The organism is Bradyrhizobium sp. CCBAU 11434 (assembly GCF_028128895.1).
Classification (GTDB): domain Bacteria; phylum Pseudomonadota; class Alphaproteobacteria; order Rhizobiales; family Xanthobacteraceae; genus Bradyrhizobium; species Bradyrhizobium zhengyangense.
Map to the genome: position 1 here is coordinate 1 of NZ_LBJX01000070.1, position 15,737 is coordinate 15,737.

Annotated in this window: 15 protein-coding genes and 2 pseudogenes; 5 read left to right on the plus strand and 12 right to left on the minus strand. The window is 56.8% G+C overall.

The genetic code is table 11. The annotated features are described in order from the left end of the window. The 4 genes and pseudogenes from XI06_RS14855 to XI06_RS14870 all read right to left on the minus strand — a co-directional run. Window positions 1-360: pseudogene (locus tag XI06_RS14855) on the minus strand (IS66 family transposase); the annotation flags it as partial. Between the two features lie 25 nt (window positions 361-385). Beyond that, window positions 386-916, minus strand: coding sequence for a DUF4118 domain-containing protein (locus XI06_RS14860; protein ID WP_271605707.1), 531 nt, complete (start codon window positions 914-916; stop codon window positions 386-388). A gap of 89 nt (window positions 917-1,005) precedes the next feature. Beyond that, the gene (locus XI06_RS14865; RefSeq protein WP_271605708.1) at window positions 1,006-2,202 is read right to left on the minus strand and encodes a glycosyltransferase family 2 protein; all 1,197 of its coding nucleotides are present in this window, start codon (window positions 2,200-2,202) and stop codon (window positions 1,006-1,008) included. Between the two features lie 11 nt (window positions 2,203-2,213). Then, window positions 2,214-3,164 (minus strand): polysaccharide deacetylase family protein, encoded by a 951-nt coding sequence (locus tag XI06_RS14870; protein ID WP_237874304.1) that lies wholly within the window; start codon window positions 3,162-3,164, stop codon window positions 2,214-2,216. Window positions 3,165-3,361: 197 nt separating this feature from the next. On the opposite strand from XI06_RS14870, the gene XI06_RS14875 reads away from it, so the two are divergent. Beyond that, a complete protein-coding gene (locus XI06_RS14875) occupies window positions 3,362-4,639 on the plus strand; it encodes a glycosyltransferase (RefSeq protein WP_333909333.1) in 1,278 nt (425 codons plus the stop codon). A 71-nt stretch (window positions 4,640-4,710) separates the two neighbouring features. On the opposite strand, the gene XI06_RS14880 is transcribed toward XI06_RS14875, so the two are convergent. From XI06_RS14880 to XI06_RS14905, 6 genes are all read right to left on the minus strand, one after another. Further along, window positions 4,711-5,016, minus strand: coding sequence for an H-NS histone family protein (locus XI06_RS14880; protein ID WP_271605709.1), 306 nt, complete (start codon window positions 5,014-5,016; stop codon window positions 4,711-4,713). Between the two features lie 96 nt (window positions 5,017-5,112). Next, window positions 5,113-5,862, minus strand: coding sequence for a PEP-CTERM sorting domain-containing protein (locus XI06_RS14885; protein ID WP_271605710.1), 750 nt, complete (start codon window positions 5,860-5,862; stop codon window positions 5,113-5,115). 1,307 nt (window positions 5,863-7,169) lie between these two features. Further along, the gene (locus XI06_RS14890) at window positions 7,170-7,685 is read right to left on the minus strand and encodes a PEPxxWA-CTERM sorting domain-containing protein (RefSeq protein WP_271605711.1); all 516 of its coding nucleotides are present in this window, start codon (window positions 7,683-7,685) and stop codon (window positions 7,170-7,172) included. A 152-nt stretch (window positions 7,686-7,837) separates the two neighbouring features. After that, window positions 7,838-8,758 carry an exosortase V gene (gene xrtV, locus XI06_RS14895; RefSeq protein WP_271605712.1) on the minus strand — a complete coding sequence of 307 codons (921 nt, stop codon included), beginning with the start codon at window positions 8,756-8,758 and terminating at the stop codon, window positions 7,838-7,840. A gap of 62 nt (window positions 8,759-8,820) precedes the next feature. Beyond that, a complete protein-coding gene (locus XI06_RS14900; protein WP_237874293.1) occupies window positions 8,821-9,042 on the minus strand; it encodes an XrtV sorting system accessory protein in 222 nt (73 codons plus the stop codon). A 39-nt stretch (window positions 9,043-9,081) separates the two neighbouring features. Further along, window positions 9,082-9,948, minus strand: a complete 867-nt coding sequence (locus XI06_RS14905) for a SurA N-terminal domain-containing protein (RefSeq protein WP_271605713.1) — start codon at window positions 9,946-9,948, stop codon at window positions 9,082-9,084. Between the two features lie 231 nt (window positions 9,949-10,179). Between XI06_RS14905 and epsI the strand changes: the two genes are divergently transcribed. The 4 genes and pseudogenes from epsI to XI06_RS14925 all read left to right on the plus strand — a co-directional run bounded on the left by epsI (window position 10,180) and on the right by XI06_RS14925 (window position 13,476). Then, a complete protein-coding gene (epsI, locus tag XI06_RS14910) occupies window positions 10,180-10,884 on the plus strand; it encodes an exosortase-associated protein EpsI, V-type (RefSeq protein ID WP_237874291.1) in 705 nt (234 codons plus the stop codon). Window positions 10,885-10,952: 68 nt separating this feature from the next. Next, window positions 10,953-11,663, plus strand: coding sequence for a trypsin-like peptidase domain-containing protein (locus tag XI06_RS14915; RefSeq protein WP_271605714.1), 711 nt, complete (start codon window positions 10,953-10,955; stop codon window positions 11,661-11,663). A 1,425-nt stretch (window positions 11,664-13,088) separates the two neighbouring features. Beyond that, window positions 13,089-13,199, plus strand: a pseudogene (locus XI06_RS43800) (PEPxxWA-CTERM sorting domain-containing protein); the annotation flags it as partial. 88 nt (window positions 13,200-13,287) lie between these two features. Then, window positions 13,288-13,476, plus strand: coding sequence for a hypothetical protein (locus tag XI06_RS14925; RefSeq protein WP_271605716.1), 189 nt, complete (start codon window positions 13,288-13,290; stop codon window positions 13,474-13,476). A gap of 366 nt (window positions 13,477-13,842) precedes the next feature. On the opposite strand, the gene XI06_RS14930 is transcribed toward XI06_RS14925, so the two are convergent. Together XI06_RS14930 and XI06_RS14935 are read right to left on the minus strand one after the other, a co-directional pair. Next, entirely contained in the window at window positions 13,843-14,547 is a 705-nt protein-coding gene (locus tag XI06_RS14930; RefSeq protein WP_271605717.1) for a PEP-CTERM sorting domain-containing protein, read from the minus strand. A 372-nt stretch (window positions 14,548-14,919) separates the two neighbouring features. Further along, entirely contained in the window at window positions 14,920-15,729 is an 810-nt protein-coding gene (locus XI06_RS14935) for a CpsD/CapB family tyrosine-protein kinase (protein WP_271605718.1), read from the minus strand. Between the last annotated feature and the right edge of the window lie 8 nt (window positions 15,730-15,737).

Below are 15,737 nucleotides of genomic sequence, written 5' to 3' on the forward strand. Positions count from 1 at the left end.
GAATCCCTGGCCGGCTTCAATCGGTACAGGCGGCCGGCTTCGCTCGGAATCCACGGCCGACTTCGTCGGAATGCGCACCAGCAGACGCTTTTCGGCGCCTTGGCCGTTGAGGCCGCGCTCAACATCGAACAACGCATCGATGCGCTTGACCGCCTCCAGGGCAATCGGCGAGATCGTCGCGGCGTTCTTGTCGCGCCGTGTTGGCAGCAATGTCCGCCAGCTAGATGAACTGACGCCGGGCGTGGGCCCGACGAGTGCGGACGTGATTGGTCCCTGCGCGCGGGAGGCGTCATACAGCTCGTTGTAGCCGCCCTGGGCGTCGGCCTGCAGGATACCGGAGAAGCTTTGAAGATGCCGTGTGTTGTCTCGCTCAGGCCGACCACGGTCAGCGACGTTCGTCTAATCCATCGCCAAGAATCGAACTGATACGAAGAAGGTAAGCGCTGGCCAGCGACAGTATGCCGAGGTACATGAACACAAAAATATCTGCAAACCCTGCTATTGTTTCCAACTTGAACGAGAACTCTGGCGGTATTTCGGCGAAGTAGACCGTGACTGTCGCCAGAAGCCACATCAACAGTGAGCTGCGCAGCCCAAAAACTAGAGCGTGAGTGAAAACCGCAGCCATGTAAATATTGAATATTCGGCCAAGCTTGAAACCTCCCGCATAGCTGTCGAGCACTTCAATAGCCACGAATGCCGCGGCTGCGGCCGTCATTTGATAGCGCAGCGGCCACGAATAGAGCCGTCCGAGAACCGCCAACATCCGATTTCGCGCCGACGAGGTAGGGGCGTTCGACGGCAACATATAGGTTGCCAAGCAAGCGGTCACGAACACTCCCGCATAGGAGGTCCAAGCCGCTCCTCCGAGCCGCGTATTCGAGAATGCAACAATCAGGAGGAGAACATAGGCCAACACACGGCAGCCCCACCCGTTCGGCCGCGTCGCCAAAGTGGATACAAGCTTGTCTGACGTGTAACTCATGCTCCCCGGCGACCCGCACCTTATTGATCGACCTTCGTCCGATCGGTACGGATCCAGGAGGCTACTTTTCGCCCGAAGTAGACCCGACCGTAATACGGCACCTTGCTCAGCAAGGACCCCCCAAGCCGCATCATCTCGTCCAACGAGATAATTTGCTGACCATACCTCATCCACGCGAGAAGCACAGCAAAACCTACTGCAGCGCAATTGACCAGAGAAAGAATGAGCGGAGTGGCCATCCCTACGATCAAAAACCACGCCAGAGTTGCAAACAGCATCAATGCAATCAGCGGGACCAGCATCGAGAACGGCGGAATCATCATATCCAGGACCAGCACGAGCAGCCCCAGATTGCGGGTCACCAAAGCACGGAGCAAATATCGCGGCAATTGCTGCAGAATCATCCGGAGATGTCCCTGGATCCAACGCTGACGCTGCGTCTCGGTCCCGCGCTGAGTTATGGGAAACTCACTCGTCCCCACGACAGACGGGTAAAAGCAGGGAGGGAAGCCGATTGCGGCCGAATCCAAACCGAGCTTCAAATCCTCAACCAAATTTCCGTCCATTCGCAAATCTCGGATCAACCGCCAGGGAAACATCATCCCGGTTCCCATTAATTGCACGGGAAATCCGAGACCGGCGAGACCGAGCGGCCGAACCCAATTTCGCACGATCCAGAAGAATTCAGCGAGCCTGTGATCGACGGGCGAGTGCTCCGGGGCCGTCATCAAGAAGCAGGCCTGCACAGGCCGCGAGGCGTAAGCGCAGGCGTCCTTCAGACGCGGAAGCATGTCACCTTGCACGCGACAATCCGCGTCGACGAACAACACCATATCCGGGGGGTCTTGTTTGAGGTGGGCCATCGCGTGGGCAAGCGCGTATCCTTTGCCGATATGAGCCAAATCATTGCGCTCGATCACTTCGGCGCCGGCTGCTGCCGCTATCGCAGCCGTGTCGTCCGAACAATTGTCTGCCACTACGATCAGACGATCCTGAGGCGCTAGTTGTGGCTTCAGGTCTTGCACAGTCGGCACGACCCCCGAGCTCTCGTTGTGAGCAGGAACCACGACCGCAGCGCTCGCCGAACTTCCAACACCCTGATGTTCGGCCAGCTGATCGTGGAAAACCGCCAACGAGGCCAGAACCTCGATAAGCAGCACCATGACCGGAAACGCCATAAGGCCGGCGAGAACAGCAAGCAGATTACCTAGCAGCATGACGCTCCAGCCTAGCCTACCGACAGCAAGCTTTTCAGCTTGCGATATGGTATTCCTGCTCCCCCCGCTCGCAGACAAAATTCTGCATGCGACATCGCTCGATCTGGCATTGATATCCGCGGAAGTTTGAAACGGTCGGTCCCGGCTGAGATGAGATCTGAGTGGGTCAAGAAGGCGAGTTCGAAACCGGCCTCACGGATCACCCGATAGGTATTGACGTTATGTGTCCCATCCATCCCGTAAGGATAGGCAAATGATTGGCAGCGTCCGATTGCATCGGTCAATATCTTCTGCGTCGCGCCGACTTCGTAATCGAGCCGCTGCAAGCTCGCAGTCGCGAGCTTGATGTGCGTGACGGAATGACCGCCGATTGCAACCCTCTCCGAGGCCATATCGGACAGTTCGTCGATCGAGCAGCACACGCGAGGCCCTTTCCCTTGCCGCTTCCAGTCCAGCTCCTGCGGGACGTCGAGCTTAGTCCAATCGGCACAGTTCAGGATCAAATCGATCGCTCGAGCTCGCTGATCCCCATCACCGCCAATCCTCAAGAGCTGCCCCTCGATATCCAACGCGAGAGGCGGCCCCTGGTACCATTGGATATTCGTCACCAGCGTCGCAAGGGCGATCTCCGGGCTGACCGGACCGGAGCTCTCTCGGGCGGACCACCCCACACAGGCAAATATACTGATTGGTACGTCGAAGCTCTGAAAAATATCCAGCACGTTCAAGATCTCGATCTTGGCGTCGTCGATCGTAACCAGCAATCCGTTCGGCGGCAGAGTGCCTGTTGCGAGACCTCGCTGGACCTCGCCGAGCGTGACGAGATTGAAATTTCGGCACAACCAATCGCACTGGCGCTTCAGTCTCTCGCGCGCATCGGCCGAGTTATCTCCACCAAAAAAGAAGTGATGGAAAAGGATCGCCCTGAGCCCCGCGTTGAGAATGGTCGAATGACCGATCATCTATCAATCCATTCCGGCTTTGCTTTGATGGTTCACGGCGTCCTTCGGCTCCAGACGGGAGGGCGACAAGGGTCTCAATAAAATTCGCACGGCGTGGACCAGTCGTTCGATTAACCGTGCCCGCAAATAAGCAATTGAACTCTGCGGTCTTTCGTCGCTAAGTCGGCCATCTACAATACTTTAGAGCACTATTTGAAGTGCAAGGCGATGACAAGGTGAATGGGCCCCCCGTCAACGGCGAACGATTTTCACGCATGCGGATCGCATATTTAGTTAATCAATACCCGGCCGTGAGCCATAGTTTCATCCGTCGGGAAATCCTGGCTCTCGAGCGGCAGGGGCTTGAGGTGATGCGCATCGCGATCAGGGGATGGCGCGACCAGGCGCTCGGGGAGGAAGACCAGTTCGAGCAGAAGCGAACACGTTACGTCCTCAAGGGCAGAACGTTCGGGCTCGTTGCGGCACTCATGCAAATATTGGCGACGAGCCCGGCCCGCCTAGCCGCCGCCGCCGCGCTGGTCTGGAAGACTCGCCGTCCGGCCGACCGGCCTCTTGCGGTCCAAATCATCTACTTGCTCGAAGCCTGTCGCGTGCTTCTCTGGCTGCGCGCGGAAAAAATCGAACATCTTCACGCGCACTTCGGAACGAACTCCGCGCAGGTCGCCATGCTCGTCCGTGAACTTGGCGGACCGACCTGGAGCTTTACGGTTCACGGTCCCGAGGAATTCGACAAACCGGCAATGATCGCTCTGCCTGAAAAGATCGCACGCGCCGATTTCGTGGTGGCGATCAGCTCGTTCGGCCGAAGTCAGCTTTATAGGCAGGTCCCCCACAAGCAATGGAGCAAGATCGAAATCGTCCATTGTGGGCTTGAGCCCGGCTTTCACCAGAATGTGCCGGCAGGCGCCGGCGCTGATAGCCGGCGCCTGGTCTGCGTCGGACGCCTCTGCGAGCAAAAAGGTCAGCTTTTGCTGCTCGATGCCGCCCGTCGGCTGGTGGAGCGCGGCGTCGAGTTCGAGCTCGTGCTTGCCGGCGACGGCGAGATGCGTCCCGAGATCGAGGGGCTGATCGCTCTATACAAGCTCGAAGGGATCGTTCGGATCACTGGCTGGATTTCCAGCGATCAAGTCCGGCAGGAGATCCTCGCTTCGCGTGCGCTGGTGCTGCCGAGCTTCGCCGAGGGACTACCGGTCGTTCTCATGGAGGCTATGGCGCTTCGACGACCGGTGATCAGCACCTTTGTCGCAGGAATTCCCGAGTTGGTCGTACCCGGTCAGCATGGCTGGCTCGTGGCCGCCGGCGACGTCGAGGCTCTCACCTCAGCCATGCTGGAGTGCCTTGCGGCACGCTCCGAGGTCATCGACGAAATGGGGGCGAACGCCCGGGTCCAGGTTCTCGAGCGCCACGATATCGATCGAGAAGCGACAAAACTCATCAGCCTGTTCGCGCGGACGGCGACCAGGTTGAGCCGCTGATACGCGAGGATCTCGACCTGGCGTTTCCTGCACGGTCGTAGGGGACGCTGCTGCAGATCTTGAAGCCGTGATCAACCCGATTGGGCCTGCTGAGTTCGCAATTCGTCGAGTCCCACCCCGGTCTTGAGCAGGTCGGTAACCCAGCGAGGCCGTTTGCCCCGGCCACTCCAGGTCTGAGATGGATCGCCCGGATTTCTGAATCTAGGAGCCCGGTTCGCCTCGTCGGGGGCGGCCTGAAACCTGCCGCGCAGTGCGACAAGACGCTCATCCAGCTGACGCATCTCTCCTTCGAGGCGGCGCTGGAGAATAGCGACGATCGCCTCGTACAGCGTCCAAAGCTCATCCGTCGAGCATCCATCGAGCTCTGTAGGCGTCATGGCCGCCTCCATCCAGCTTCCGATCAGCCAACCCAACAGACGCGAAAAGCCGCCCCCGGGGGGCGGCTTTTGCTCTCTCGTTTGAGTCCGATTGCGTCAGACGAGACGAAGCGCCGCCCCATGGCTTTTCCGCCGATAAGCGAGGAAACCAACGCCGGCGAAACCTAGCACCAGCATTGACCAGGTCGACGGCTCCGGAACGGTTGCAACGAGTGTTGAACCGACGAGGCCGGTTCCCGCTGTACAAGCAGAGTCGCACGTTCCGGAGACCGAAAGATCGGCCACAAACGCGATGTTATCTGACGCAAACAGACCATGTCCCAACGGCGCTCCAAGATCGAAGGGATGAGCTGCTGTCGCTCCGCTCGCTGTAAAGTGAAACGGACCGCCGCAGATCTTGCCCGAAGTATTGTTGGTACAGGTCGCTTCGTAATTATAGGTTCCCGGAAAATTTCCCGGGTTCGGATCAAAAGAACCGGCAACCAATGGGTTGTAGCTGTAGGTCCCACTGCCAATGGTCCCGCTGTCACCGATGTTGGAGAATGCAATCGAAGGGCCGCCCGGATCGGTCAGTTGAAAGTAGAAGAACGCTCCCGTTCCGCTGTTTCCGCTATGATTTGCGTGAAAAGATACCCCGTGGGCCAAGTCAACAGTGAACGTCAGGCTGGAGGTCGTATTCCCGGTCAAATGGACCGTTCCGCAGATGCCCCCCGGACACGTGCCGCTGGTCATACCATTCAAATCGAGATCGAAAGTTTCGTTTACGACGGCTGCGCCCGCAACGTTGGCGCTGGCTATGCTAAAGCCGAGGACGGCGATCGCCTTAAGAACATTAAATCGGCTCATGTGATGCAACTCCTAAAAAACCGCGACGCTCGAATGCACGAAGATATTATTTAATAATGTTATCTCCTTTCGAGGCAGGCGTCAAAATAATCGGGAAATCTTGGCAAACTGCACCATCAACGGCTTGAATAGCGCAATAAAAACAACATTTTAGGCCTTGTAAGGCAGCAAGGATGAATACTGCCGCCTAAGTGGCAGTATTCCAGGCCTACAATCAAGTTACCGCGTTAATTCCCGCACTACGTGCATTTTACCGCCATGGTACAAGCGGCAATACGCCGACAGAGTCGTCAAATTACGCGCATTCGTCGCTTGCAAAGAGGTGAGCTGTCCGAAGGCCAATCGAGTTGACGTCAGCGTCGTCCACAATTCTGTTCGCGACAGACGAAAAAGTCGTCGTCGCACCTCTGAATGCACGCGCCCGCTCCGTTGCACTTGAGGACGCATGTGGTTCGCGTGTCTGCGCACATCCCGCAGTATGATTGCGCGACGACGAATTTTCCGTGCTCCACCCGCAATCGGGTTGCTTGAGCTTCAGCGGGTCCGACGTGCAAGAGCGCGGCCGAGACGAGGAGAGCGAATGCAATTTTCATGGCGAAGCTCGATTGAAACGGTCATGGGACGCAGCGGCTTGACGGATGATACCGGAAGTACTTCCCTAATTGACAGCCGGGTGTTCACGAGGCCTTGATCGCAGCTCAGGACAGAAGCGCAAGGAATTGCGAACGCGCAGCTTGGGGATGCACTGTTGGCGGCGCAGCTGCGCGCGAGCTCGCAGGCGCGAACTCCGTAGGATATGCCCACAGGCTTAGGTTATGGTCAGATCCGCGGCGCACCAAGCCTCCACTTGCACGCACCTTGCCCGTCACTGGAGCGAGCTCTGCCCCAGGCTCAGGCCATTTTGAAGGGCGTCTCGTTTGGGAGAGAAGGCAAAAGAGCTGGTTCTATTAACAAAGGTTGCCATGGCAGCTCTGATGAAAAAACAAAGCAAGTTCTCTTCAAAACTGCCCAAAAAAATATCGCAATCAAGATCGAACAAAGACTTTCAGAACTGGACGAAATGCTGCGGTACTTGACCGCAGAGGAAAGGGGCGAACGAAGACATCGTTGAACCGCCGATGCAGATAGTCGCCCCTATCGAAAGAGGGTTGAGCCCGGAAACCGCAGCGGTCAGTCCTGAGCTACGTCTAGCGCCTCCGACGGAATTTACTTTGCCTTTGGCTTGACGTTCGCCTCGCAAAGACGCGGGGCGCCCAACAGCGATGCAAGAAGACCGCCAGCGGCGGTCTTCTGTCACCAACTCACCGCTACAGCGCGATCCTTTGTGATTGGCGACGGCGCATGGCCAAGTAGCCAACGCAAATAAAACCCGAAATCATCATGGCCCAGGTTGAAGGCTCCGGAACGGCTGTGACGTTAAATGTAACCTCAGTACCGCAGCAGCCTCCCGAAGGATTCGAGTTGAAATCCACAATTCCGTAGTTCGAGCCGGTCCACCCAATTCCAAACTGGTTTGATGCGGTCGTGAAAGCGATACCCGAGAAATCGACAAATGGAGCAGGAATGAACAACAGGTTGTTCGCGCTCGCGTAGCTCGACAGCCCAAGGATCGTTTCAGTCAAACCGAGATATGTCTCTGTGCCGGATATTCCCGTGATGGTGAAGGGAGAGGCGACGTCGCTCGTCGTGAATGTCCCGTGACCAAAGATATCATTTGCGGAATCACCATACGTAAAGTCGAACACACTGGCATTGGCTGAAACGGCAGAAAGCAAGCTGCTGACGGATAACACCACAGCGAGAGTTAGCTTCTTAAGGAGCATTTTTGTCATTTCCCCATTTTGCGCCCAGCGGCAAAACCGCATTGATTCGCCCATTAAACGCAACCCGGAGATTAGAAGTCCGATTCACCAAGTCAATCGAATCTCGCAAGCCGACCGAGATGCGCTCTGAAGGAAACCGCTGCCGCTGACGCTCAGGCCGTATGGGGGTGAGTTTCCGGGACACTTCGCTTTCGAAGACGGCTGACCAGACCGAACGCCAAACCCAACACCGCGTCGAACATGAACATGAGAACGACGGCGACGATGAACAAGCCAATGCCGGTCATATCGTGCACGATGCCCTCAAGAAGGTCCGGCCCGCCATAATAGGCGATGAGAACAAGCGTGAAGACTCGCACGAAGTTGGCGAGAATCGTGATCGGAATAATCGCCAGCAAGAGCAGCACGCTCCGCAGCTTCTCCTCCCAGCGGAATGCATATGCGTAAAAAACTCCGATTGCCGAGAGAGCAAAGATTGAGTTCATTCCGGAGCAGGCATCTTTCACGAGGAGTTGGTATGAGCCGATCATGATCATCACACCGTTCTGCGCCACGGGAAAACCCGCTGCGTACAGCACCTTCGTGACCATGTTCGAGATGAAGACTTTAAGCGGCACGGTAGCGGCGTCGACCAGCCAGTCCGGCATCGGCACGGCAAAGATGAGGAAACCGATCGGAAAAGCCAGGATGCGCAGCGTCGGCCAGCCTGCCGTGAGCAGGATGCATCCGACGATCACCGGCAGCAGCGACGCCATTTCGATCGTCACCAGGCCCTGCTCAATTCTGGCAAGATACATCAGCATCAGGCCGCACAGCAGAATTGCCCAGCCGGCAATCGGTGCAGGAGATACTTCAACCGCCTTCAGACGAGCGCGAGACTGCCAGACCCACCACAACGACGCTGCCATGATGAGAGGACCATGCCCCTCCTGCTCGGTCTGCCAAGGACCATCAATCAACGTCAGGAGTGTGGGAAAATAGGCGGCCAGCACCGAGACGACGAGGAGCGCCGGCCAAACATATTTGGACAACGGCCGGGCTTCTGCTGATTGCACCACCTGGGAATATGTCATGCATTTATCCACTGTGCTGAATGCTCAATAGGCTAGCATCGGAAGAATCCAGCAACAATCATTTATCTGCGGGCCCCCAGCGCGGCATACCCAATGCCCGCCAAGACAAGGACGGCTGCCAGATAGAAGTGGCCTCCATTTCCGACCTGGTTGGCGACGGCGAAAACGACTCCAGCCAGAAGAAAATGCAAAAGCGTCGCGCGCTCTCGATCCGTAAACTGGAAGAAGGCGATCACTAATCCAATAAAGCATGTCACAGTGAGAATATCGAAAACGGTCGTCATGAAATACTGCGATCCTCGAGCCGAGCCTAGCCGCAGGACCTACTGGCTCTTCCCCTGCCCCTGCATGATTTGCTGATAGTCGCCCTCAAACTTGGCCTCCATGTTAGCCGAATAAGTTGCGATACCAATCTCTCCCTTGAGTGCGTCATTTCGCATCAATTGCCGCGCGACGTTTGCTGCAGCCGCTCCCTCCAGGGGGCGCGGCTCCTCACCTAGCACCTTGAAGAAAATTCCGTTTTGACCGGAACGAATGAAGAAGACATCGTCCGCTTTTTTGGCTTCGATCTTGTCAAACAGCTCCGGACCGACATCGCCGCTCGAGAGCACACCACCCTGGCGACCGTGCGGTACGGAGGCCGCCGTCAGTTGCTGGTCGATTTCATCAAGCGACTTTGCGTCGCGGCTGGATTCGACGACCGATTGAGATGCCGGACCAAACTGGAAGGCGATTTGATCGACCTGCAGCAGCTTGCGATTTGAGAACTTCGCGGGGTTATCAGCAATATAACGGTCGATATCGGCCTTGGTGGGCGGCTTGGACATGACCGTACGCACCAGATAGGCGTTTTCGAGCACCTGCTCGCGCGCCCGCAACAGGTCCAGAAGGACACCCGGCTCGCGATCGAGCTTGGCATTGAGAGCCTGCTCTAAAAGGTACTTGCGCGTGACCAGCTGCCCCAGCACCTGCTTGACGATTTCAGGGTCCTTTTGCTTGTCGGGCGGGATATTGGCCAGACGAAACTCGTTTTCGAGCTCCTGATTGGTAATCACCTCGTTGCCGACATGGGCAACTACCTGGCCGCGCTGGGCTGTGGCCTGCTCTTTCTTGCCGCACCCGGCCAGCAAAGCAGCGGAACAAACGACGACGGCAACGGAGCGATAAGGCCAGTTCGGCCAGTTCCTCATAAAACGAACTCCGAGCGATTTGAGCACAAAATCTGGGCGAGTAAGCGCCAAGAGCACTACTTCAAAAAAGACTACCGATCACTACCGGCTTGGCGGGCTCGCGTCGAGCCGAACGTCAGGTTTGGCGCCGGGTTTGGTTGGTTTATGTTAACATCGTAAAATCTCTCACTCGCATTAAATTGTTCCTGAGGCGACTTTTCTTCGGCAATCGAGACCGGTATATTTCGAAACATGCGATTGTCCCGTATTCATTTTGTGCTCGCTTCGGTCGCCATTGTGGGCGCCGCCGTCATGGCCAACGTCCTCGCCCCGCGCGAGCTTATGGCGCGAACCTCGGCTGCACCAAGCCTGGAGACCGTGATCCCGCGTCAGTTTGGAACCTGGAAAATCGTACCTGAAATTAGCCCGGTACAGCCGGTCGACCCCGAGGCCTATGTTCAGCCGGATCCGCAGTCTGCAAAGGTCTATAGCCAGGAAGTCGGCCGCGGCTATTCGGACGGTCAGGGCCACATCGTAATGTTGATGGTGGCCTACGGGCCGGTTCAAAACTACAGGCTCAAGGCCCATCGGCCCGAGATCTGCTACACCGCCAACGGCTTTAGGGTCTCGGACAAGGTTGACGCCCCCGTGAGCTTCCGCAACGGAGCCTCGCCGATCCTGGCGACTCGTCTCATCGCTGAGCGAGAGTCGCGATACGAGCCGGTGACCTACTGGATCCGGATCGGCAACGATGTGTCAAATGGCGTGGTCAGTTACCAGCTAAGCCGCCTCAAGTACGGGCTGCGCGGGCTGATCCCGGATGGGGCGCTCATCAGGGTCTCTACTATCGGCTTGCCACGAGAAGCATCGTTCCAGCTGCAAGACCAGTTTATCCACGACCTCTTGGCGGCCGTCCCCCCCCAGGAACTAAAATTCTTCACTGGGGCGTCCTCCTGACGCTCGGATATGTTAGCTGCGAGATTGGCTCGTTTTCGAATTTCGGAGCGATGCTGTAATGGTGGCACATGTCGGGACGCATTCGCGGGATTTACTTTAGCGGGGGGTTGTTTCTAGCTGCGCTTGGCCTGGGTTTTGCCCCGCCGCCCCCAGCCGTCCAGTTTGCCCAAGATAGTCTGCAGTTCGCGGAGGACACTCTGCTCCCCTATGCAGTCAATATTCACCGTACCCCGACACAGACGTGGACAGGCTATGGCATTTATCTCGGGAAAGGCACGTTCATTACAGCCGCCCATGTGGTAGGTCGGGGATGGTTGACCTGGCCAAAAGTGGTGATTGCGGGGGTCGAATACCCGACCCAAATCGTCAAGGAAGGAAGCTTCGAATCAACTGACCTCACCCTCTTGTCTGTAGACGACAAGCTGCTTCCGATGCGGCTGCGTCTTCGTCAAATGGAAGTGTGCCGCCACCAACCTGTCACGGGTGAGCCCGTCGTGACCGTTGTGCCCGAAGGCGTGGTCCCATCTCGTGTGATATCGCCCGAGCGCATCCCGATAGGCTTGCGGCGATTCAGCACGGCGATCGAGGATGTCGCGCGGACGGGAAATTCCGGGTCAGGCGTGTTCGATATGCAGCAGCGTTGCCTGCTGGGAATCATGAGCCGGAAGATCATGCAACCGCGATCGCCTCTCTCAATGGGCAAGAATTATAATCGCGACGTCGCCAAATACTTCGTGCCTGCGCGCGAGATCGCGGCCTTTCTGCCTTCCGGCCTTTGAAGTCAGGGCTTGGCACGAGACAAATAGCGCATCGCGCGACGAAGCTGGTCAATGCCCGAGTTGGACCAGCTTCCGGTGCCAGGCGATGCTGTGATGCTAACAGATTGTCGGAGTTCTGGCCGAAACAGGACCCGAAGGCAGTTTCGCGTGGTCGCTACGAGGCTGCGACCTTGCGGCAGCGAGTGTGATCTGGTCCGTGCGACGATACCCCAACAATCGGGGCTTGAAGCTTGAAGAAGCCCAGGATCATCATCGCACAGCCGATGGCTCACGAACTCGGTATCTGCGCTTGGGCGCCCTCGCATGCGTCCGGTGTTTCTGAAAAGCCCGGCCGCCTACGACGAGGAATGGGTATTTCTGAATCGGCCGAAGTCAGGGGGCTGCTTGCCATGGAATCAGCCATTCAAGGTGAGGTGGCGGCCCGTACGCGCCATTACTCGGTGTTGAACGACAAAGTCCGGAAAAGCCCTAAAGCCTCAGGAAGGTCGAGGATTGTGCTCAACAAGTCGCCAAGCGGGAGTGAGACCGCGATAGTCGCCAAACGGGCTAGAGAAGTGTGTGACCCTCATGTGATAGTGCCCGAACAAGGGCTGCGGCTTCCGCCACCCAAGAGGGTAATTCCGCCGGAATGGGCTGGAAAACCAAGACCTTAAGACAGCAATATTGCAGGTCGCCCACAGCGGGCGCCAAGAAACACTATTTAATATCCATTAAATTTCACTCGGAAAGGCGGGGCAATTTGGTCAGAAGCGGCGTCTTCCTCCTATCATAGCGGGCCTCCAAGTCCCGCACTTGTAGGCAATAAATCGCCAGTCTGATGCTTGGATTTTAGGCTTTTGGCTCCTCTAATAAAAAAATCGAGAGCCCTTGAATCCCCCACGGTTGAATGGTAGTAAATAATTGGTAAAACCCGCGCAGAGGAGTTTAGATCAAATGAATATACGTCAAACATTAATTGCGGTCGGCACAGCGGCAGTCATGTCGATTGGCCTCGGTACTTCCGCGAAGGCGGTTGAGCTGCTCCAAAATGGCGGCTTTGAAAGCGGCGCTCTCGCCCCCGGCTGGACCTTGACGGGGAATGGCGGTTTCACCGGTGTGGGCAGCAGCCCTGTCCATAGCGGTAGTTTCTCTTACTTCAGCGGCCCGATCGGCAGCGATGGCGTCCTGACGCAGACCTTCAATGATATCGTTGGTGCGCTGTACACCTTCTCGGGTTGGGCTTTCAGCAACGGCGGCACCCCGGCCGACATAGGGATCAACGTGGGCGGCACCGCCAGCTTGACCTTGGGTCCGCCGTCAGTTCCCTCCTTCGGCTGGACACCGTTCAGCGGCTTTTTCATCGGTCACGGCACTGATTCATTCGTGATCGCCAGCCGAAACGACCCGGCTTTCAACTTCTTCGATGACCTGTCGGTGCAGGGCCCCGCTCCCGCGGTTCCTGAAGCATCCACGTGGGCGATGATGCTGCTTGGTTTCATGGGCGTCGGCTTCGCTGCATATCGCAGGAGAAGCGGGACCAGCTTCCGCTTTGCCTGATCTCTTGCAGGACGATTTAGAAAGGCCGCCGCGAGGCGGCCTTTTTGTTTCACCGAAATCGAGCCTCCTGCAAAGGAGGCGATTTCGGTTGAGCATCTCGACAAATCTCAACGAAGATCATGACCGGCGTGGCCTTGATCGCGCCAATGTTGCGCCTCGGCGGCCAGAACGTGATTTCGAAGCGCAGAACATCATGTCGACCGTAGAAACCAGCTTTGGCGCGTTGACCTGGTTTCCTGCCAACCACACTCCAAACAGGCAATCAACATTACCTTGAGCACATCAGCGTCAGATTGAGCGGCGACGTCCACGCTGAGGTTCGGCTGCCCAGCAGCTGAGTACGGGAGCCGCCTAGATGCCATTCTGACCTCAAAGCTCATTCCCAATTGGGAAAAAGCTATTCAGACAGAGTTGGAGGTCTAATTGGTCCAGATCACTTCGGTAATCGATCCGACCAGTGAACTTGCCCCGCCCCAAAAGCGTTTATTCATTTCCAGAATTTAAATTGTTAAATTGATTTGATTAAGGTCTAAGCGTAGTCCGTGCAATTGTCACAGCGCCCACCAAACGCATGTCCGGAAGTGCTGGCGCAAACAAAGAGACCGCCCGAAGGCGGTCTCGCTGTCTCGAAACCCTGATGTGACTAGACGGCGCCGAGCGTGAGCTGGTCCTTGCGACGATACGCTAGGAAACCGAGCCCGAAGAAGCCGAGGATCATCATCGCCCATGTGGAGGGTTCGGGCACCGCGCCCACCGAAGAGAAGTTGAAATGTCCCTGGGCTTGGGCAACCTCGAAATTGTCTCCGGTATCCCTGCCAAAGGGATCGCCACCTTGTAAGACGTAGTTGTCGAGCGAGACCCCGAACGGATTCGTCGCAAATACGCCAGAGTGGATGTTTGAATCGGCGACGCTCAACAAAGCTGATTGTCCATTGAACAGTCCGTTGAGGGTAATAATGACGCCGGTTTGCGGCACGGTATTAAAAGGGCCGTTAAATCCGCCAACGTTGCTCGATTCGTTGCCAATTGCGAAACTTACAGCCTGACCTGCAGCCAATGTGAGTCCGAGGAAAGTGCTGGATAAATCTCCCCCGAAATTGGAAACGGCGGTGGTACTGATGGTACCAACGAACGTCGTGGAACCATTATTTCTGACCTCTACGAAGCCGGTATCGGGGCTCGGGGTCCCACCACCCACGAATGTCGATCCGCCGAATGGGTTAGAGAATCCGTAGCCGGTGAAGACGTCAACGTTATAAGATGCCGCTTGCGCCCCGCAGCTGTAGCATATCAAGCCAATCGCAACGGGGAGCGGGAGGGCCCTCTTAAACAGTAGATTGAATTGCATTGCTTCCTCCACTGTTAATAGTTTATTTAAAATAAAAACACACATAGTAAAAAGGGACTTGCCAAAAAGTCAAGGGGATTAACAGTTGTTTCTGCAAGTTTTGCAGACCGCCGGCAGCGTTACAATCATCGTCGGTGCCGCAACAAGCATGCCGAGGCCGTCCCAGTTCAGAAAATCCCGATTTGAACAGGGCTGATCTACCTTTTCAGGCGCAACGTTCACCGCAAGTGGTGACAGCTCCCGATCCAAGTAGGTTGGGTTCAACCTGGCGGTGCGCGCTGCCCGCCGCAATCGGCTAGGCGTTTGAGCAGGGTCTGACTGCTCGGATGGACTTCCATCGAGTGTCCGCGCGCCTCGACAGACGATATGTTTCTAATAATATCCGTAGCCGTAATAACCCTCGGCCGCCACGGCGGTTTTGTTGACTACCACGCGGACGACGGGCGTTCGCTGCAGGTGCTTTTGGCACTCCTTGATGTCCGTAACCGAGGTGCTTCCGACAGCCGCAATCAAGAGAACCGCATCCATACGGGGCAGGATGGAAATGACATCATCGCCGAGCAGCATCGGTGGCAAGTCGAAGATCACCGTCCGGGATCTGAAATCTCGTTTGATCCGCTCGAGCAGCGTCGCCATAGTCTGCGAGGCCATCCATTCCGATGAGTTGTGAGATGTTGTCGATCCCGGCAAAACGAGCATCTTGGTTGGGCCAATCGCGGTTTCCACGACAGCCGACGACAGAGCCCCCGGCCCCTCAAGCACATCGGTGACGCCATGCTCGGGCTTGAAACCTAAATATGTCGCAAGCGTAGGCTTACGCAGGTCAAGGTCGACAAGAAACACCGAGCGCTCAGGAAGTCTCGCGATGCTCAAGGCGAGATTACAAGCCGTCACCGTCTTGCCGCATCCTGGCGTCGGAGATGTGACTGCGAGGAACTGCCATCCCTTCTTGTCCATCTCCTGCAGAACTTGCGTTCTGAGCATATCGTAGTAGCGGCCAGGTTGTCCCGAAATGCCTCCGTGCGCAACAATACGATTTTTCTCGAGATGAGCGGGATTAAGTCGGATCTCCCGGAGCGCATTGGGAGCGTTGCCATGCGGCACAACGGAGTGGCCATCGACAACTCGAGCGCCATGTTCAGCTGACCGGGCCAACTCGACTGCGTGCTTGATCGAATCCACTTGCGAAC